An 18817-nucleotide genomic window follows, 5' to 3' on the forward strand; every position below is an offset into this window, starting at 1 on the left:
ATTGCGCGAAGTTATGCCGAACACGGCGCGGCATGCCTATCGGTGCTCACCGACCAGGAGTTTTTCAGTGGGGATGATGAATACCTGAGACAGGCGCGAGCCGCGTGCACGCTTCCGGTTTTACGCAAGGATTTTACGCTCGATGCGTACCAGGTGTATCAAGCACGGGCAATCGGGTCCGATTGCTTGCTGCTCATCGTGGCGTTGCTGGATTTAGCGCGCATGAAGGAACTGGAAACACTGGCGCACAGTCTGGGCATGGCCGTTCTGGTTGAAGCGCATGATGCCAGAGAACTGGAGTTCGCGCTTCAGCTCAAAACCCCGCTGGTCGGCATTAATAACCGTGATTTGCGCACATTTGAAACCAATCTAGATACAACTTTAAGACTTATTAAACTGATTCCGGAGGGGCGCATCGCGGTTACCGAGAGTGGAATCGTTGAAGCGGAGAATGTGCAGTTGCTGCGCGAAAATGGCGTTCAATGCTTTCTCGTCGGTGAAGTTTTGATGCGTGCGGTGGACCCCGGCGCTGAACTGGCCAGGATTTTTGCTTGAACGCAGCCTAGCGCACGCTGCAAATGTCACTTGGTACTTGGGGTACTCCAGGCTTTTTTGTTGGAGCGCGAAGCCGGAAACGGTGAATTCTGCGCCCATAACACGAGTCTCGATCGTCAAATTCCTGTAATAAAGAGCCTTTAGGATCTGTTAAAGGCCATTCAAAATTTGCAGGCGGTCGAGCATAATCAATCGGTATATCTTTGCATATAGCGCAAATTTTGCTCAATCTCACGACGTAGCTCCAGTCAGGCAGTTCATCATTTATCAGTCCTGGCTTCGATTGCACGATCAAAGCCCGAAAAAATGAGGTTTGTAATTTGTAAGCTAACTGAAAGTATTGTAACGACAATTAAACGAAGTGTTTCTTTTTTACAACACTCACCAGAAGATGTTACCTTGGTTCTTGACATTTTGGCTTTACCTGTAGGAGTATTACTTTGTAATTTCTCTTTTTGCGACATGTTTCCGTCCCGCTCAAATTTTAAGCCAGAAAAAAATTCTTCGAGGAGGAACCCAATGAAAAAGACCCTGCTTTACTTTACGGCTGCTTCCGCATTGGTATTGATTTCGGGCGCAGCACTCGCAGACAGTGGTAATGTCGAGATTTACGGCACGTTGAACGCCGACTTCGAGAATATGAAAGCGACCGGTGGAAATCAGATTGTGGCTTTTCCAGCGGTACCCGGTGTAACTTTTGTCGGGGTGGCGAATCCGGTAGGCGCTGCCCAGCCCTCCAGGAACAAAGTGACTTCGAACTCTTCAAATGTTGGTTTCAGGGGGTATGAAGATTTGGGGCTGGGGTTGCAGGCATGGTTCCAGGTCGAGTCTCAAGCCAACATCGATTCGGGTTCAACGTTCTGGTCTTCGCGCAACACGGCGATAGGTCTTAAGAGCAATAAACTCGGGACGATCTTTTATGGGCAATGGGACCTTCCGGCTAAATACTATGCGAATTCAATCGATGCGTGGTGGGCAACTTCGGATGCCGCAAGCAATGCAATTCTGGGCACACCCGGTTTTAACGTAGCCACTACAACGCAAGGCGGCCGTGCAGGTGGCGTTGGCCCGGCGGGTGCCCCTAACGCAGCAGACGCTTCATTCGACCGCAGGCAAGGCAACAGCGTGCAATATTGGACTCCTGACATTTTTGGCTTCACTGCCAGGCTCGCCTATTCCGCGAATGAGCAGCGAGCGGCTGAACCTTCAACTGCTGCGAACCCGAATATTAACCCCACCATTTATGGGCTGGGTCTACAGTACCAGCTCAAAGGGTTGCGCGTAATGTACACGTTTGAACAGCACCGCGATTACTTCGGGCTCTCCGCGATAGCCGGTGCAACCGCGTTACCAACCAATGGCACCGACACGACGTCGCGGGACAATGAAAATAAGGCCATAGTCAGCTACAAGTTTGCTTGGGAGCACTTTGGCAGCACGACACTAAGTGGCGCATGGGAAAGACTGTCTTACAACAACAGTGACAGCGTGGCGGCCCACGTGAATCATTTTGGCCGCGATGCAATTTACGTCACGTTACTGCATGAGATAGGCCCGTGGACCCTGCGCGGAGGCGTCGGTGATGCGCATAGCGGCAGTTGCACGTTAGCCGGCGGGGCCGGGTGTTCGGCAGGCGATACCGGGGCGCTGAATTTCACCTTTGGTGGCAGCTACGACTTCAGCAAGCGCACCCAAGTGTACTTGTTTTATGCCCGCATGAACAACGGGACCTACGCGGATTATGCATTGGGTAACGGCAATACGCCGACCAGCACCGCTGTTCCGGGTGGTTCGCATATTCAATCGATCGCGCTGGGAATGCGGCATTCGTTCTAATAAAAAAGATTTAGGCAATTATCTGCGGGCGCTGCGGCGCCCGTTTTTATTTCCTGCGCAAGGAGGTATGCTGGCGGGATGAGGCCAGATGATTTACCATCCCAAGCGCTGCTTCAGCTCGCGGACCGCTGCGTCGCCTGCGGATTGTGCCTGCCGCATTGCCCAACCTACCGAAAGACGCTTTCAGAAGCGGATTCACCTCGCGGTCGCATTCAGCTCATGAAAGGCGTTCTTGAAGCGCGCATTCCGCTGAATGAGCGCTTTATCGAGCACATCGATTTATGCTTGACGTGCCGCGCCTGCGAAAACATCTGCCCCAACAGTGTTGCCTATGGCGAGTTGGTTGACAGTGTGCGCGTTGCCATCGAAGCTGCTCGGCCTCGCGGCGGGATCGGAAAAATCCTGCTCAAGTTGGCGTGGGGCGGGCTGATCGCTAAACCGTCCCGTCTGCAAAAGCTTGCGCCGCTTTTGCGCTTTTATCAGCGCAGCCCAGTGCAGCGGTTAGTGCGGCGCTTCAATTTGCTGCGCTGGATCGGGCTTGGTGAATTTGAGCGGCATTTGCCGCCGATTTCCGGCAATTTCAACTGGCGTGAAGTCTATCCCGCAAGCGTGACAGTCCGTGGCGAAGTGGTACTGTTTCTGGGTTGTATCGCGCGAATTACCGACGATACTACGCTCAAAGCCGCAATTTTCGTTTTGAACCGCTTGGGATACACCGTGCGCGTGCCCAAAAATCAAGCCTGTTGCGGCGCTATACACCTGCACTCAGGCGCGGCTTCCGCAGCACGGCAATTGGCTGCGCAAAACCTCAAGGCGCTTGGCTCACCCGGGTCGGACGCGATCATCAGCACTGCCTCGGGCTGTGGCGCGATGCTGGCTGAGTATCATCTGATACTGGGCAAAGAGGCTGAAACCTTTACTGCGAAAGTTGCTGATGTTGCCGCATTTCTCGAGGTAGCCAAGGGTTGGGACGACGTCGCGGTTGCGCCGCTTGCTGAGAAAATCGCAGTGCATGACCCCTGCACCTTGCGCAATGTCATGCGCAAAGAGAAAGCACCTCATGTCTTGCTGCAGCGTATACCGCAAGCGCGGGTCGAGGCACTTGCGGGCAATGACCAATGCTGCGGAGCTGCCGGCAGTTATTTTCTTTCCCAACCGCAAATGGCGCAAGTTTTGTTGGATGATAAAATCAGTGCGATGCGGGATACGGGCGCCAATTGGCTTGCCACGTCCAACGTAGGCTGCGCCATGCATTTTGCCGAAGCGTTGGGCAAAGAAAGGCTGAACGCGAAGATCGCGCACCCGGTAACTATTGTTGCGCGACAAATGGGATTCAAAGACGATGACGCTTGATGATTTGATAATTCAGTTCGACAAGGCCCTGCGCACATTGGCGGTGACCGCACAAAGCGCGCGCCCCATGCCGGGGGAAAATCTTGAGGAAGCAGAGCTCAGCGACGCCGAAACCCGTTTCTCAGCAGCATTGATGCGCGTCAATCACAGTGGCGAGATTTGCGCACAGGCGCTGTACGAAGGACAGGCGCTTACTGCGCGCAACCTGACGCTGCAGCAAGCGCTGAGAAAAGCGGCAACCGAAGAAACCGAGCACTTGGCCTGGACCGAACGTCGCATTGAGGAACTGGGCGGGCGCAAGAGTCTTTTAAACCCATTGTGGTACTGCGGCTCGTTTGCTTTGGGTGGGCTCGCTGGGCTGCTGGGCGACCAATGGAACCTGGGCTTTCTTGCGGAAACGGAACGTCAGGTGGAACGGCATCTCGAAAAGCACCTGCGGCAATTGCCGCCACTGGATTATAAAAGCAGGGCAATCCTTGAACAGATGAAAAGCGATGAAGCGAGTCACGCCACTACCGCCGTCTCGTACGGCGCTGCTGAACTGCCCCGGCCTCTGAAGTTGGCGATGCGTCTCGTGTCCAGGGTAATGACCAAAACTGCGTTCCGGTTTTGAATTTATTCTTCGTTCGAGGCTATTTCGGGCCGGGGTTTGCTTCGCGGATAAGCAAGCCCGTGGTGGAAACAAGCAATTGCAGCTTGGCGGGCTGTGTTACGGGCACGAAAGTCGCCGAGCCGTACTCTGCGTCGAAAAGCGGTGCAAGAAACGCGTAACGTTGCCTCAAGCCAAAAAGATCCACCGGCTTTTCCTCGCTCAACGAGTAAACGGTCCGAACGGCCGCGCGTTCCTGCTCAATGGCGCGGTAGCGCCCCGCCACGCGGTCGAGTTCAAAAACGGTATGCAAGCCCAGCAGATTACCTAGCGGTTTCCACTTGAGTATATGCGCGTCGACGTAGATCTCGTCGCCGGCGAGCGAAAAAACCGCTTTGCGGCCATCGGGGAAACGAAAGGCCGCCTCAAACCGCTGCGGGCCTGTGGGGCGCACCGATATTTGCGCAGCAAGCTCCTCGCGTGTAAGCGCGCGATAGCCCTGCATGCCGAGCGCGATCGTGCCGATGAGTGCGCCGAGCGCTAGGAAAAGCAAGCCGCTCAGTGTGCGCAAAGCGAACCGCAGCGGGCGAGCCCTGGACAACGCGACCAGCGCAGCAATGATCGAAATTGCGCCGAGCGCCCCGAGAACAACGGCAAAGATGAAAAACGACGAAGATGCCAGAATCGATGACATCATTGCTTAACCAGAACGCGCGGCGTCCAAAGAATGAATTTTGTCTATCAGCCGGTTTCCACGATTTCATAATCGTGAGTGATTTTGGCCGTTTTCCCCAGCATGATCGAGGCCGAGCAATATTTTTCCGCCGAGAGGTGAATGGCCTGTTGCACCCGCTGCGGGTTAAGGCTCTTGCCGCTTACGATGAAATGAAATTGGATTCGGGTAAATACCTTCGGGTCCTGCGCCGCACGCTCGGCATCAATTTCGACTACGCAGTCGCTGACTGACTGGCCGCTCTTTTTGAGTATGAATACCACATCGTAGGCGGTACAGCCGCCGGTTCCGAGCAATACTGTTTCCATGGGGCGCGGACCCAGATTGCGCCCCCCTCCTTCTGGCGCTCCGTCCATTAGGATGGCATGGCCGCTTTCCGACTCCCCGAGGAAACTCACTTGCTCAACCCATTTGATTCGCGCTTTCATGCGGCTCCCCTCAAATGCCTGTCTCGCGATTATCTCATGAACTTTTTAACAGAGATCCTGATTTGGTACCAAAGCAATCCAACGACTTCATGGATGAACAGATAGCCCTCAAACAGCCCTTGCGGGTTAGGCACGTAAAGTTGCAGCGGATCCGGACCCAGCGTGGTGTAGCCAGTGGCCGCAGGTACGACGTCGAACCCGGCGGCTTTAAAGACAAGTTCGGCGCGGCGCATATGCCATGCGTGAGTCACCAGATAAATACGGCTGATTCCGGCAGGCTTGAGAATGCTGCGGCAATCTAATGCGCTTTCGAACGTGGTTTCGGACGCTGGCTCTTCCCACGTAACCGGAACGCCGAATTCATTTTCCAGCACAGATTTCATTTGAGCCGCCTCGGAAACGATACTGCCTTGCGCTTTGCCACCGGAAACAAGGACGGGTTTTGCGGTCACCCGATACAGGCGTGCGGCGTAACGCAAGCGTTCCAGCGCCAGACGATTTACCGTATCCGATCCGTAATCCGGCGCATGAAAATAGGTTCCGGCTCCAAGTACAACGATGGCCTGCGCCATATCCCGCGTACCAGACGGGTGCAACGGGGGAGTTTCGAGCACATTTAACCCCCGAGCTGTAAAAAAAGGCGTGGATAGCAAATAAAGCAATAGCAACGACAATGCCATGAGTAGCTTGCCGACTCGCGGCGAATTTTTTAGCAATAGCAAGCCTGCTGTGCCGAGCAGCAATGCGTTCAATGGAGGCAGCAAGAAAATAGCTAATAATTTGGAGCCAGACCAGTCCACGATAGCGTAACCATATGTTTATAAGCTGTAATAATTGATTTATGACGAAGTTTAATTGCGTTGCACAAAAAAACTTGTGGAAATCGCAAAAAAAGAGGAAAATGCTTATACGTAAGTCGTCTTCCTAGGCACTTACGTGTTGTCTCTTCCATCCTCCTCCTTTGATGGAACTAAAGCGCAGTCCTCGTGATTGCGCTTTTTTTTGCCCTTTATCGGTGAAGCTTCGTTGTCCTACGAATGGACAAGGTCGAGCGGAAGCTGTGTTGGTGCGGCGCAATAGAGCCTTCCTGATAATGCTTTCTTGCTGCTGAGCTTTGAATGGCTGATTTGCCCGCTTGGTATTATCAGCTCGATCCTTTTCGCTGTTTGACGCGGTCCTCAATCTAGCATAAAATGCGCGACTTTCTCTGGCTTATCAATCAACCGGGCTTGCATCATGAATACATTTTCGGCCAAACCGCTTGAAGTCAAACGCGGTTGGTACCTGGTAGATGCAAACGGCAAAGTGTTGGGTCGACTCGCGAGTGAAATTGCGCGCCGTTTACGTGGCAAACACAAACCCGAGTACACGCCCAATGTAGATACCGGCGATTATATTGTCGTCATTAATGCCGACAAGTTGCGCGTTACGGGTAACAAGGCTGAAGCCAAGGTGTATTACCGCTATAGCGGATATCCGAGCGGGATGTACAGCATTAATTTTGCGAAGCTTCATGCGCGTTTCCCGCGCAGAGTCCTCGAGCAAGCGGTAAAGGGGATGCTACCCAAAGGACGGCTGGGCTACGCTATGTTGCGCAAACTCAAGGTGTACAGTGGAACGAGCCACCCGCACGGCCCGCAGCAGCCGCAAAAACTGGAAGTATAATTGATACCAAGGATGCACTCAGTGGCAAACTATAATTACGGCACAGGCAGGCGCAAAAGCGCGGTCGCCAGGGTATTCCTGAAACCGGGCAAGGGTATCATTACTGTCAACGATAAACTGGCGGACGAGTTTTTTTCTCGTGAGACGGGACGCATGATTGTACGGCAGCCGCTGCAGGTGACGGGTCATATGTCTACTTTTGACATAATGGTGAACGTGCAGGGTGGCGGTGAGTCGGGTCAGGCGGGAGCGGTGAGACATGGAATTACGCGAGCATTGATTGATTTCGACGGTACCCTGAAGCCCGTCTTAAGCAAAGCAGGATTGGTTACGCGCGATGCCCGCGAAGTGGAGCGCAAAAAAGTGGGACTGCACAAGGCCCGGCGGCGCAAGCAGTATTCCAAACGCTGATAGATAGAATCTCTCGATTGATAAAAAGCCGCTGCGAGCGGCTTTTTTCATTGCCTAATCTGGCAGGCCTGTTTACCATCATTAGGTCTGCCGCGGGTCGCAAAGGAAATTATGTTGAAAGTCGGGGTTGTCGGGGGCACCGGATATACCGGAGTTGAGCTGCTGCGCTTGCTTGCGCATCATCCCAAGGTCAGCTTGAGCTCAATCACTTCGCGTAGCGAAGCCGGCATGGAAGTAAGTGAACTGTTCCCCAGCCTGCGCGGGACGATCGATCTGAAATTTGTGAATCCTTCGGAATCGGAACTCGATTCCTGTGATGTGGTATTTTTCGCCACGCCGCATGGCGTCGCCATGCAACAGGTACAGGCTTTGCTGAATGCCGGGGTGCGGGTGATAGATTTAGCAGCGGATTTCCGCCTCAAAGATGCTGCGACATGGGAAAAATGGTATGGTATGCCGCATGCATGCCCGCAACTGCTGAGTGAAGCGGTATATGGATTGCCGGAAATCAACCGCGATAAAATTAGACAGGCACAGTTGGTCGCAAACCCTGGTTGTTATCCGACCGCAGTGCTGCTTGGTTTTCTGCCATTTGTCGAGTCGGGTGTGACCGATGCTGGGCATCTGATCGCCGATGCCAAATCGGGGGTTTCTGGTGCGGGGCGCAAAGCTGAAATTGAAACGTTGTTTAGCGAAGCATCGGATAATTTCAAGGCCTACGGTGCGGGTGCCCACCGTCATTGGCCTGAAATACGCCAGGTGTTGACTGAAGTTGCCGGGAAGGAAGTGGGATTGACATTTGTTCCGCACCTGGCGCCAATGATCCGCGGTATCCACGCGTCTCTTTACGCACGTCTCACGCGCGAAGCCGACGTGCAAGCGCTGTATGAGAAACGTTACGCGGCGGAAGAGTTTGTGGATGTGCTTCCTCCCGGAAGCTATCCGGATACGCGTTCGGTGCGTGGAGCAAATTATTGCCGAATTGCCATACATCGACCGCAAAACGGAGATACCGTGGTTGTACTGTCGGTAATCGATAATCTCGTTAAAGGAGCGGCCGGACAGGCGGTGCAGAACATGAACATCATGTTTGAATTTCCTGAATCCGCAGGTTTGCATCATGTGGCGTTGCTACCCTAATTATGATCAAAACGCTGAGAACTAGGTCGGGCATCGCCACGCGCAGAGTGGCGGTGCGCACGCAAGTCGCCTGGTATTGGCGCTGGCTTGCGATCATTGCCGTAATCACCATGGTTATTGCTCTGGCATGGTGGATGTACGATAACGGCAGAAAATTCGCCGGGTTTGATAGCGATCAAGCGGCGCATGAAATGGCGCGCCAAGCTGAACTCAATGCGCGCCTGCAAACTGAAAACGCGGCTCTGAGGCAAGAAGTTGCTGCTAGCGAGCGCCAACTTCAGATCGAGCGCTCGACCTATGGGGATTTGGCAAAACAGGTTAAAGACCTGAGCGACGAGAACACCAGTCTCAAGGAAGACCTGGCTTTTTTTCAAAGCCTGCTTTCCACAGGCAGCAGGGAAGCCGTGAGCATTTACCGCTTTAACGTCGAGCCTGACTCTTTACCGGGCGAATATCGCTACCGCCTGTTGCTGCTGCAGATGGGACCCAGACAAAAGGAGTTTCAGGGTAAATTGCAATTCATCGTCGATGTACTCCAAAACGGCCAAAAAAGCGTGATGACGATCCCGGAACAAAATGATTCGGATCTTAAGGCGTATAATGTTAACTTCAAGTATTACCAACGAGTTGAAGGCAGTTTCCGGGTTGAACCGGGTGCAGTAGCAACAAGTGTACAGGTGCGGGTGTTTGAGAATGGTACGGGCGACGCGAAACTCACGCAAACCGTAAACCTGTCTTGAATGGAGAATGCCACATGTTTGGTAAAAGACCGAGCAAACCGCAGAATCGAATAGATTGCCTGATAGGCGCGGGGACCAGCATTGAAGGCAACGTAAATTTCACCGGTGGATTGCGCGTGGATGGGCATATCCGCGGTAATGTGGTATCGAATAGTGATACTGCAAGCACGTTGGTACTGAGCGAGCAGGCGCGGATCGAAGGCGAAATCCGCGTCTCGCACGTAGTGATCAACGGCAGCGTGGTTGGTCCAATACACGCAAGCGATTACATCGAGTTGCAGGCAAAATCGAATGTCACGGGCGATATATACTATAAAACCATGGAAATCCAGCTGGGGGCGGTGGTACAAGGCCGGTTGGTCTATCAGGACGGTGAGGCCGCGGACAAAGTTCTGGTGTTCAAGCCGGCAACTAGCGATTGACCGGGACGGAAACCACGACGCATAATAGAACTCTTATGTTTTTTTATTTGGCGCATTAGGAGCTTAAAATGAACACGATGACTGAAATCCCGACGCCCCTTATTTTTACCGAGAGCGCGGCGAGCAAGGTCAAGCAGTTAATTGACGAAGAAGGCAACCCGGATTTGAAGTTGCGCGTATTCGTGACTGGGGGCGGTTGCTCCGGTTTCCAGTACGGCTTTACGTTTGACGAAGTTAGGAACGAGGACGACACGTCAATGGAAAAAAACGGTGTGACGCTGTTGATCGATCCTATGAGCTTTCAGTACCTAGCGGGAGCGGAAATTGATTACCAGGAAGGAGTGGAAGGAGCGCAATTTGTGATCAAGAATCCAAATGCTACGTCCACGTGCGGGTGCGGCTCTTCTTTCTCGGCTTAAATCAATCGCGGCGTGCATGGAAGGGCGCATGCCCGCACTAGGCTCACGTTATTTTTTGTAAATTGCTCCCAGTACACGCTCGCCTTTAGCGCCGGTAGTTTGCGGAAGATTTCCAGGCTTTCCTTGCAAAGTCTGCCAGGCAAGCCATGCGAATGCATAGGCTTCAAGCGCCTGCGGATTAATTCCCAATGCGTCTGTAACACCGGTCTTAATAGCCGGCAGAGCTTGCCGCAATTTCTCAACCAGTACCCGGTTGCGTGCTCCACCTCCACACAAATAAATTTCCTCTGCGCCTGGACAGTGCTCTGAAACGGCTTGAGCGATACTTTGCACAGTCAGATCCAGCAACGTTGCTTGGACGTCCCGAGCTGCTTCCTTTCCTGACAAAAAACCGTTCAACCATTGCAGGTTGAATTGTTCGCGACCGCAGCTTTTCGGCGGCTGCTGCCTGAAAAAAGGGTGGCCAAGCAACTGCTTCAATAAATCAGGAATGATGTTTCCGCTTGCCGCCCACGCGCCGTCCGCGTCAAAGCGCTGGCCGGTTTGGACTTCGCACCAGGCATCCAAGAGCATGTTGCCGGGGCCGCAGTCGAAGCCGAAATACGCACCTTTGCGCGGCAGCGTGGTGAGATTACTGATGCCCCCAACATTCACGATTACCCGGTGAGCAGTCCGGCTGGGAAAAAGCGCGCGGTGAAAAGCCGGTACCAGCGGCGCGCCACTTCCTCCTGCTGCAATATCACGGCTGCGGAAATCAGACACTACGCTGATTTTGCACAATTCAGCGAGTAGGGCGGCATTGCATAGCTGCACGCTGTAACCTTGTTGCGGATTGTGGCGCACCGTCTGCCCATGGCAGCCGATGGCGCGGATTTGTTCGGCCTTGCGGCGCGTCTGCGCGAGCAATTCGTTGACGGTCGTGGCATAGCAACGCGCAACTTCGTTTGCAGCGAGCATGGCACGATGCAATTCATTCTCGTTCGGGTGCTGCAACGACAACATTTGGCCGCGCAGTGTGTTGCTATAAGGCTGGTAGAAATGGTGAAGTAGCCGCCATGGGTGACGGCTGAAGTCGGCGAGCACCGCGTCTACCCCATCGAGACTGGTGCCGGACATAATCCCGACAAGTAGTTCTGACGCTTTCAAGGAATGGTGTGACGGTGCTTAATCGAGCTTGGCGAAGTGAGTGCCACGCGCCAACGCAAGTCGTGTGATCAACGGGCTGACGGCAGCGTAAAAAGCCGGCATAAGCTGCGGCGTGATTGGCCGCCCTTCCGGTATCGCAACCTGCGCCGGATTCCGCTGTACGCCGTTGATGCGGAATTCGTAATGCAAATGCGGACCGGTGGCAAGTCCCGTCATCCCGACATAGCCGATGACATCACCCTGCTTTACTTTCTGACCGCGATGCAATCCGACTGCAAAACGCGAAAGATGACCGTAAACCGTGTCGTATATCCGCTGGTGTTTAAGTATTACCACATTCCCGTATCCGTTCTGCTCGCCGACAAAGCTGACGGTCCCGTCAGCGGTGGCTTTGACTCGCGTTCCAATAGGCGCCGCGTAATCTATGCCCTTATGAGCGCGCCATTCCTTGAGCAGGGGATGATAGCGCATATTGCTGAAACCGGACGTCACGCGCGAAAATTCCAGTGGTGAGCGCAGGAACGTCTTGCGCATATTTTTCCCATCGGGTGTGTAATAGCCACCATACCCGCGGCCATCGTTGAAGTACAGCGCCTGGTAGCGTTTGCCCTGGTTGACAAACTCAGCAGCTAACACGCGTCCGCTTTTGACCGGTTTTCCAGCCGCAAAAAACATTTCGTAGACTACGCTGAAGCTGTCGCCTTCCCGGATGTCACGGTGGAAATCTATGTCCGAAGAAAAGATATCGGCAATTTGCAAGGAGACGCTGTCAGGTAGATTCACCGCATCGGTCGCGGCAAACAGCGAGCTGCTGATTTTTGCCGATTTCATCACGATTAGCCGCTCTAACGCCAACGGCTGCTCACTGAACATGAAGCCGCCTACTTTTTTTTCCGCGACGAATATACTCCCATTACTTTCTATATAACGCAGCGACAGCAACTCGCCCGAATTCCCGGTAACGATCTGCACGGTCTTGCCCGGCACGAGTTGACGCAGCGGCTTGAGTTGCTTGACATTGCGCGTTAGAAAAATTACCTCTGACCGTCTTACTCCCAGTCTTGCCAGCAGGCTGATAATGGTATCCCCGCGCTGGATGCGTTCTTCACGCCAGAATTCGCCAGGCATTGCGCCATCGACCGTGTGCGGCGGCAAATCCAGTTCTTCAACGACTGTTTCCATGGGAACCGAGCGGGTCGGGGCGTAGGCGGCAATGCCAAAAGCGGCCACCATGCTGAACAATGGAATCGTGAGCAACGCCAACACCCAGCGCCGCCTGATTTTCGGTGTGAGCCGTATTACCTTTTGCGCTAGAATTATTATTTTATTGCCGGTCATCGGCTTTTTGGGGATTGCATGGTAGGCAAGTTTAGCAAAAAACAAAGCAACGGCAAAACGAACTCCTCCCAGCCCAGACTTCACCACGAATTTGTAACCGGAATGGACCTAATTGCACAAGCCATGCAGATCATCAAACGCGGCTGCGATGAGCTGCTGGTCGAAAGCGAATTGATAGAAAAATTAAAATCGGCCAAACCATTGCGCGTTAAAGCCGGTTTTGATCCGACCGCGCCTGATTTGCATCTCGGTCATACTGTGCTGCTCAACAAAATGCGCCAGTTGCAGGACCTCGGTCATCAGGCGTTGTTTTTAATTGGCGATTTCACCGGCATGATCGGTGATCCGAGCGGGAAAAATGCCACTCGGCCACCGCTTTCGCGCAAGGAGATCGCCGAAAACGCGCAGACCTATGCCGGCCAGGTTTTCAAAATCCTGAGAAAGGAACAAACGGAGGTCGTATTTAACTCCACTTGGATGGACAAATTCAGCGCAGCCGACATGATAAGACTGGCCGCGACTTATACTGTAGCGCGAATGTTGGAGCGAGACGATTTTGGCAAGCGCTATAAAAGCAATCTGCCTATTGCGATTCACGAATTCCTTTACCCGCTGGTGCAGGGCTATGACTCAGTGGCGCTTAAAGCCGACCTGGAACTGGGCGGCACGGACCAGAAATTCAATTTGCTGATGGGTCGCGAAATGCAGAAGCAGTTTGGGCAGGTACCGCAGTGCGTATTAACCATGCCGCTGCTGGAAGGATTGGACGGCGTCAACAAAATGTCCAAGTCACTTGGCAACTATGTGGGAATCACCGAATCACCCCAGGAGATCTTCGGCAAATTGATGTCGATTTCAGACGAGCTAATGTGGCGTTACGTAGACTTGCTTTCTTTCGAGCCGCTCGTTTCGATTGCACGCTGGAAAGAGCAGGTGCAGGAGGGCCGCAACCCACGCGAAATTAAGGTCATCTTTGCGCAGGAAATCGTGACGCGGTTTCACGGTAAGAAGGCGGCAGACAAGGCTGCCGTCGATTTTGAAGCGCGTTTCAAAAACGGTGCGCTTCCCGACGTGCTTCCGCAATATACATTGCAAGCCGGCGAATCAGGCATTGGAATTGCACAGATGATGAAGCAGGCAGGATTGACCGCAAGCACGTCCGCAGCCTTGCGCATGCTCGAACAGGGTGGAGTAAGGCTGGACGGTGCCAAAGTAAGCAATAAATCACTTAATCTGCCTAAAGGGAAAACCATTATCTTGCAGGTCGGCAAACGGAAATTCGCGAGAATCAAGCTAATCTGAATCAAGCGTTAAGTCCGCACACAAGCTCATGTTTGACACCTTTACATCCCCGTTGTGGATGCTATTCTAATTAACCCATGAAACCCTTGACCTTCGCGGTATTGCGGCTACTCGCGGATGGCGAGTTCCACTCCGGCGAAGATCTGGCAAACATGCTCGGTGTCTCCCGCGCCAGCATTTGGAACGCGTTAAAAGAGGCGGATGCAATGGGTTTGACGCTGTACAGAATCCGCGGGCGCGGCTACCGTTTGGCCGAACCCGTGCAATGGTTGGATAAGTCCAGGATTATTTCAGCGCTGGGCGCGCATGCAAACCGGTTTAAACTTGAACTTATTGATTGCATCGATTCGACAAATACTTTGCTAATGCAAAAGGCTTCTGGCGCAGTAGATGGCAGCGTGCTGGCGGCGGAACTGCAAACGCGCGGGCGTGGCAGACGCGGACGACACTGGCACGCGAATTTGGGTGGAGCGCTGACTTTTTCGTTGCTGTGGCGCATTGACCAGGGCGTCGGTTTTCTGACCGGCTTAAGTCTGGCAGTAGGGGTGGCGCTACTGCGCGCGCTAAAGTCACTCGGCGTAAGCGGCGCAGCATTGAAATGGCCGAATGACGTCGTGCATCATAATTGCAAACTTGCGGGCATCCTGATCGAAGTACAGGGAGATGTGCTGGGGCCGAGCCTTGCGGTCATCGGCATCGGAATGAATCTCAAGCTCTCGGAACGAACAAAGGCTGTTATTGGACAGCAGACAACAGACTTATATTCGGTTACCGGCCTAGTCCCGGAGCGCAACCATGCGCTAGCATGCATATTGCGGCACCTGGCCCAAGTACTGGATATTTTCGCGGTGCACGGATTCAGCGGTTTGCGGAAAGAATGGGTTGAGCACCACGCGTACCAAAATAAAAATGTCAGAATTCTGCTTCCAGAAAATGGCACCGATGAAGGCATTGTGACGGGCGTCGACACTGCGGGCGCGTTACTGATCAAGACAAGTGACGGAGAGCGCCGTTACAACACGGGAGAGATTAGCCTGCGTGCGGGGCATGTCCTGTGATTCTTGCAGTAGACGCGGGCAACAGCCGCATCAAATGGGGCTTACATAATGGCACCTGGATCAGTCTGGGAACAGCCGATCACGGCGATGTTTCGGGTTTGCGTGAAGCGTGGCATAACCAGCCTTCCCCTAATCGCGTCGTAATCGCCAATGTTGCCGGGAAGAAGATCGGGTCCGCTTTGCAAAAATTGATCAATGGCTTCCATGCCAAGACTCATTGGGTTAACGCGCGGGCGTTTCAATGTGGGGTGCATAATACCTATGCGGTTCCTTCGCAACTGGGCGCAGACCGTTGGGCCGCGGCGATTGCAGCATGGCACGTCTGTCGTGAGGCGTGTGTGGTGGTAAATGCCGGCACCGCGGTGACAGTGGACGCCTTGTCCGGCGAGGGTGTTTTTTTGGGAGGTTTGATTATTCCCGGAATGTCGCTAATGCGCGAGTCACTGGCAGAAAATACCGCGGTACTCGAACTTGAACGCGGAGCATTCAAGCCGTTTCCTGTCAATACTGCGGACGCGATTCAAAGCGGGGTTGTGCTGGCATTGTGTGGTGCTATCGAAAGCATAAGAAATTCTCTGCACCCAAGCGAAGTTCCACTGTGTATATTGAGCGGAGGCAACGCCAGGGATCTTCATCCGCATCTCAGGCCGCCTGCCAAAATCATCGATAATCTGGTGCTGGAGGGTTTGGTGATCATCGCTACGGAAGGCGCCGCAAAGTGAAGTGGTTTTTCTACCTTTTGTTGCTCGCCAATGTGGGATACCTTGCCTATACGCAGTTGCTTGCCGGAGGGCGCGACGAAGAGTCAGTCGCCTATCGTCAACTGTATCCTGAAAAAATAAAACTGATCAAACCCAAAGAAGTGCCCATGGCCCCGGCGACGAAACCGGCGCAAAAACCGGAAACCGCCCCGTCTGCGAGCAGGCCTTTGGGGTGTCTTGAATGGGGAGCATTCAGCGGCAATGAACAGGCACGAGTCCAGGAGGCGCTGGAAAAACTACAACTCGGCGACAAGGTAACCCTGCGTAGTGGTGAAGAAACGGTGGATTACTGGGTTTATATTCCGCCGTTGAAGAGCAAGAAAGACGCCGAAAAAAAAATCGGTGAACTCAAGGCGCGCGGAATTGCGGAGTACTTCCTCGTGCAGGACAACAGCCAGTGGCATAACGCTATTTCACTTGGGATATTCAAAAGTGAGGATTTGGCGCGAAGTTATCTCGCCAAACTTCAGGCAAAAGGGGTCAAATCGGCGGTCATCGGGGAGCGCAATCAAAAAGTCAAGCGAATTTTTTTCCAGATCCGCGGCGTTGGCGACGCCCAGGCGAGCAAACTTGCCGAACTACAGAGCAAGTTTTCGGGTAGCGAGCTTAAAACGGTAGACTGCGCCAAATTTGAGAGCGCCAGCGCCGTGCACTGATTTGCCGTTTTAAGGAAACAACTTCCCGGGATTAAGTATATTGCTGGGGTCAAATACACGCTTGATGCCCCGCATCACTGCCATTGTTGGAGCGTCGATTTCCCTGGAAACGAAAGCGCGTTTCTCGCTTCCCACGCCATGTTCACCGGAGAGCGTGCCACGAAGCTTCAGCACCAGGTCGAATATGTCGCTCAAGCAGGTTTCGGCACGCCGCATCTGATCAACATCCGCTGGGTCCACCAACAGGTTGACGTGTATGTTGCCATTGCCTGCATGTCCGAAATTGACGTTGGCGACTTTATATCGTTCGCTCAACCCAGATAATTCCTCAAGTAGTTCAGGAAGTTTTGATACCGGCACAACGATGTCTTCGTTGATTTTTTTCGGCGCGATAGCACGCAGCAGCGGCGCGAGGGCCTTGCGCGCTTCCCAGAGTGCGCGGGCATCACTTACCGATTGCGCTTTCAGCAGTCCGGGATTGCGGCAGCCAGGAAGTATCGCTTCCCGTGTTTCCGTGATTTCATTTTTCGAGCCGTCCACTTCGATCATGAGCATTGCACGGGCGTCATCCGGCAACATGCGCGGATGATGGGCGCGTATCAGGTTAAGGGATCCGTGATCCAGGAACTCCAATGCGCTTGGCACCTTGGGCTGGGACATAATTGCGATGATCGCTTGCGCGCAGCTCGCTGCGTCACGGTAATAGGCCGTGATACCTTCCGCGAACGGGGGCAACGGGCTCAACTTCAACGTGGCTTCGGTAATGACTGCCAGCGTACCCTCGGAGCCGATGATAAGTCGCGTGAGATCATAGCCCACCACGCCCTTGGTGGTATAGCAGCCGGTTTTAATTATTGCGCCAGTGCCGGTTACCGCTTTTAATCCGAGTACATGGTCGCGAGTCGTGCCGTATTTCACCGCATGCGGACCGCCCGCGCCGGTGGCAAGATTGCCGCCAATGCTACAATACGCGGCACTGGATGGATCGGGTGGCCAGAAAAATCCAATTGCTTTTGCAGCGTCCTGGACTTCCTGATTGAGCACGCCCGGTTCAGCGACGATTACACGGTTTGCGGAATCAATGGACAGAATACGGCGCATGCGTTCCAGCGAAAGCGCGACGCCGCCCTGCTCGGGAAGGCTGCCCCCAGACGTGCCCGTGCCGCGCCCGCGCGCAGTAACCGGGATCTTGAATTCGTTGCACATCTCAACGATAACTTGCACTTGCGTCGCGTCCGTGGGAAATGCCACCATTTCGGGCGGGTAGGTCTTGCGCGTGTTATCGTAGGAATACGCATAACAATCCACGGGATCGGTGAATAGATTTTGCACGGGGAGGACCTGTTGCAGACGGCGTGAAAATTCTCTGGAAAGCATGAGAAACAGTCAGAAACCGGTTGACAAACGAAGATTATAACATTAGGGAAGATTTACCCGGACGGTTCGCGGCGAGCCCGGCTAGCCCTTCCGGCATATCATTTGGCGGCGGAAATGTTTTATACTTGGCCTAAATTCATCGAGGAAAAATGTTATGTTACTCGCGGCATTCTATGTTTTAGCAATCACGCTGGTTATCATGCACTACACCGGGTGGCTGGCAAGGCATAACCTGGAATGGCTGCTGTATGTGCTGGCGCTGACCGTGTTCCCGGCGGTAATTTGGCTGTAGCAGGATTGGACTAAGCGGATTTACATACCGCGAATTTTCGCTAGCAGCGCCGTCGTCGACCTGTTATGTAGGAAGGGTATCGAAAGCACTTTACCGCCCCAGCCTGAGACTTCTTTCGCTCCTACAATATTTTCCACGTTCCAGTCCCCGCCTTTAACCAAGATATCCGGCCTGCACGCGAGAATCAGTGTCAGCGGCGTATCTTCATCGAACCAGGTGACTAGGCTTACGGACGCCAGCGCCGCGACCACCGCCGTCCGGTCAACCAGGGTCGTCACCGGCCGGCCGTTTCCCTTATTGAGGCGCTGGGCAGAAGCGTCCGTGTTGACACCCACGATCAGACTTGCGCCTAGTGCTCTGGCTTGGGCAAGGTAGGTGACGTGACCGCGATGCAGAAGTTCGAAACAGCCATTGGTGAATACCCGCGGCCGCGGCAGAGATTCGAGGCGCGTTGCGAGGAGGCCCGGCTCGCACAGCTTATGTTCAAAGTCCGGGGCGGGATACATGGCTTAAGAATAGTTAGGTCTATCCCGCCCCGGCGGGTATACCGGGGTTGGCAATAAATTCGTAGGCTGAGTTTGAAATGCCGTCCAACG

At 53.7% G+C, this 18817-nt stretch carries 23 protein-coding genes; 15 read left to right on the forward strand and 8 right to left on the reverse strand.

All coding sequences use genetic code 11. The annotated features are described in order from the left end of the window. A partial coding sequence (locus tag VLV32_04990; protein ID HUL41244.1) for an indole-3-glycerol phosphate synthase TrpC occupies window positions 1–555 on the forward strand: 555 nt, incomplete at its 5' end. Between the two features lie 260 nt (window positions 556–815). On the opposite strand, the gene VLV32_04995 is transcribed toward VLV32_04990, so the two are convergent. Continuing rightward, entirely contained in the window at window positions 816–1019 is a 204-nt protein-coding gene (locus VLV32_04995) for a hypothetical protein (GenBank protein ID HUL41245.1), read from the reverse strand. 55 nt (window positions 1020–1074) lie between these two features. Here VLV32_04995 and VLV32_05000 point away from each other — a divergent pair, with 55 nt between their 5' ends. The 3 genes from VLV32_05000 to coq7 all read left to right on the forward strand — a co-directional run bounded on the left by VLV32_05000 (window position 1075) and on the right by coq7 (window position 4357). Beyond that, entirely contained in the window at window positions 1075–2391 is a 1317-nt protein-coding gene (locus VLV32_05000; protein ID HUL41246.1) for a porin, read from the forward strand. A gap of 78 nt (window positions 2392–2469) precedes the next feature. After that, the gene (locus tag VLV32_05005; protein HUL41247.1) at window positions 2470–3744 is read left to right on the forward strand and encodes a (Fe-S)-binding protein; all 1275 of its coding nucleotides are present in this window, start codon (window positions 2470–2472) and stop codon (window positions 3742–3744) included. Further along, complete coding sequence (coq7, locus tag VLV32_05010) at window positions 3734–4357, forward strand: 2-polyprenyl-3-methyl-6-methoxy-1,4-benzoquinone monooxygenase (protein HUL41248.1); 624 nt, start codon at window positions 3734–3736, stop codon at window positions 4355–4357. The genes VLV32_05005 and coq7 overlap by 11 nt, the downstream gene beginning before the upstream one ends. Before the next feature lie 19 nt (window positions 4358–4376). On the opposite strand, the gene VLV32_05015 is transcribed toward coq7, so the two are convergent. Genes VLV32_05015 through VLV32_05025 form a run of 3 tightly spaced genes read right to left on the reverse strand, consistent with a single transcriptional unit; the run spans window position 4377 to window position 6108 of the window. Further along, complete coding sequence (locus VLV32_05015; GenBank protein ID HUL41249.1) at window positions 4377–5030, reverse strand: hypothetical protein; 654 nt, start codon at window positions 5028–5030, stop codon at window positions 4377–4379. A gap of 44 nt (window positions 5031–5074) precedes the next feature. Continuing rightward, window positions 5075–5494 (reverse strand): OsmC family protein, encoded by a 420-nt coding sequence (locus tag VLV32_05020; protein HUL41250.1) that lies wholly within the window; start codon window positions 5492–5494, stop codon window positions 5075–5077. 29 nt (window positions 5495–5523) lie between these two features. Further along, window positions 5524–6108 (reverse strand): YdcF family protein, encoded by a 585-nt coding sequence (locus tag VLV32_05025; protein ID HUL41251.1) that lies wholly within the window; start codon window positions 6106–6108, stop codon window positions 5524–5526. Between the two features lie 622 nt (window positions 6109–6730). Here VLV32_05025 and rplM point away from each other — a divergent pair. The 6 genes from rplM to erpA all read left to right on the forward strand — a co-directional run bounded on the left by rplM (window position 6731) and on the right by erpA (window position 10291). Beyond that, window positions 6731–7159 (forward strand): 50S ribosomal protein L13, encoded by a 429-nt coding sequence (rplM, locus tag VLV32_05030; protein HUL41252.1) that lies wholly within the window; start codon window positions 6731–6733, stop codon window positions 7157–7159. A gap of 12 nt (window positions 7160–7171) precedes the next feature. After that, entirely contained in the window at window positions 7172–7570 is a 399-nt protein-coding gene (rpsI, locus tag VLV32_05035; protein ID HUL41253.1) for a 30S ribosomal protein S9, read from the forward strand. A 111-nt stretch (window positions 7571–7681) separates the two neighbouring features. Then, the gene (gene argC / locus VLV32_05040; GenBank protein HUL41254.1) at window positions 7682–8710 is read left to right on the forward strand and encodes an N-acetyl-gamma-glutamyl-phosphate reductase; all 1029 of its coding nucleotides are present in this window, start codon (window positions 7682–7684) and stop codon (window positions 8708–8710) included. Window positions 8711–8712: 2 nt separating this feature from the next. Next, the gene (locus VLV32_05045) at window positions 8713–9450 is read left to right on the forward strand and encodes a DUF6776 family protein (GenBank protein ID HUL41255.1); all 738 of its coding nucleotides are present in this window, start codon (window positions 8713–8715) and stop codon (window positions 9448–9450) included. Between the two features lie 14 nt (window positions 9451–9464). Continuing rightward, window positions 9465–9872 carry a polymer-forming cytoskeletal protein gene (locus VLV32_05050; protein HUL41256.1) on the forward strand — a complete coding sequence of 136 codons (408 nt, stop codon included), beginning with the start codon at window positions 9465–9467 and terminating at the stop codon, window positions 9870–9872. A gap of 68 nt (window positions 9873–9940) precedes the next feature. Then, window positions 9941–10291, forward strand: coding sequence for an iron-sulfur cluster insertion protein ErpA (erpA, locus tag VLV32_05055; protein HUL41257.1), 351 nt, complete (start codon window positions 9941–9943; stop codon window positions 10289–10291). 48 nt (window positions 10292–10339) lie between these two features. Here erpA and VLV32_05060 read toward each other — a convergent pair whose 3' ends face one another. Next, window positions 10340–11437, reverse strand: a complete 1098-nt coding sequence (locus VLV32_05060; protein ID HUL41258.1) for an anhydro-N-acetylmuramic acid kinase — start codon at window positions 11435–11437, stop codon at window positions 10340–10342. Between the two features lie 18 nt (window positions 11438–11455). After that, window positions 11456–12775 (reverse strand): peptidoglycan DD-metalloendopeptidase family protein, encoded by a 1320-nt coding sequence (locus VLV32_05065; GenBank protein HUL41259.1) that lies wholly within the window; start codon window positions 12773–12775, stop codon window positions 11456–11458. Between the two features lie 102 nt (window positions 12776–12877). Between VLV32_05065 and tyrS the strand changes: the two genes are divergently transcribed. The 4 genes from tyrS to VLV32_05085 all read left to right on the forward strand — a co-directional run bounded on the left by tyrS (window position 12878) and on the right by VLV32_05085 (window position 16552). Next, on the forward strand, window positions 12878–14077 hold the full coding sequence (gene tyrS, locus VLV32_05070) for a tyrosine--tRNA ligase (protein ID HUL41260.1): 1200 nt from the start codon (window positions 12878–12880) through the stop codon (window positions 14075–14077). Between the two features lie 77 nt (window positions 14078–14154). Next, on the forward strand, window positions 14155–15135 hold the full coding sequence (birA, locus tag VLV32_05075) for a bifunctional biotin--[acetyl-CoA-carboxylase] ligase/biotin operon repressor BirA (protein HUL41261.1): 981 nt from the start codon (window positions 14155–14157) through the stop codon (window positions 15133–15135). After that, window positions 15132–15857: a type III pantothenate kinase gene (locus VLV32_05080; GenBank protein ID HUL41262.1), complete on the forward strand. Its 726-nt coding sequence runs from the start codon at window positions 15132–15134 to the stop codon at window positions 15855–15857. Before birA ends, VLV32_05080 begins: the two co-directional genes overlap by 4 nt. Beyond that, window positions 15854–16552: an SPOR domain-containing protein gene (locus VLV32_05085; GenBank protein ID HUL41263.1), complete on the forward strand. Its 699-nt coding sequence runs from the start codon at window positions 15854–15856 to the stop codon at window positions 16550–16552. The genes VLV32_05080 and VLV32_05085 overlap by 4 nt, the downstream gene beginning before the upstream one ends. Window positions 16553–16561: 9 nt before the next feature. On the opposite strand, the gene VLV32_05090 is transcribed toward VLV32_05085, so the two are convergent. Further along, a complete protein-coding gene (locus tag VLV32_05090; protein HUL41264.1) occupies window positions 16562–17929 on the reverse strand; it encodes an FAD-linked oxidase C-terminal domain-containing protein in 1368 nt (455 codons plus the stop codon). Window positions 17930–18083: 154 nt separating this feature from the next. Between VLV32_05090 and VLV32_05095 the strand changes: the two genes are divergently transcribed. Then, window positions 18084–18221 carry a hypothetical protein gene (locus VLV32_05095; GenBank protein HUL41265.1) on the forward strand — a complete coding sequence of 46 codons (138 nt, stop codon included), beginning with the start codon at window positions 18084–18086 and terminating at the stop codon, window positions 18219–18221. Between the two features lie 20 nt (window positions 18222–18241). Here VLV32_05095 and VLV32_05100 read toward each other — a convergent pair whose 3' ends face one another. Then, window positions 18242–18727, reverse strand: coding sequence for an adenylyltransferase/cytidyltransferase family protein (locus tag VLV32_05100; GenBank protein ID HUL41266.1), 486 nt, complete (start codon window positions 18725–18727; stop codon window positions 18242–18244). Between the last annotated feature and the right edge of the window lie 90 nt (window positions 18728–18817).

Source organism: Burkholderiales bacterium, assembly GCA_035518095.1.
Classification (GTDB): Bacteria; Pseudomonadota; Gammaproteobacteria; order Burkholderiales; family JAHFRG01; genus JAHFRG01.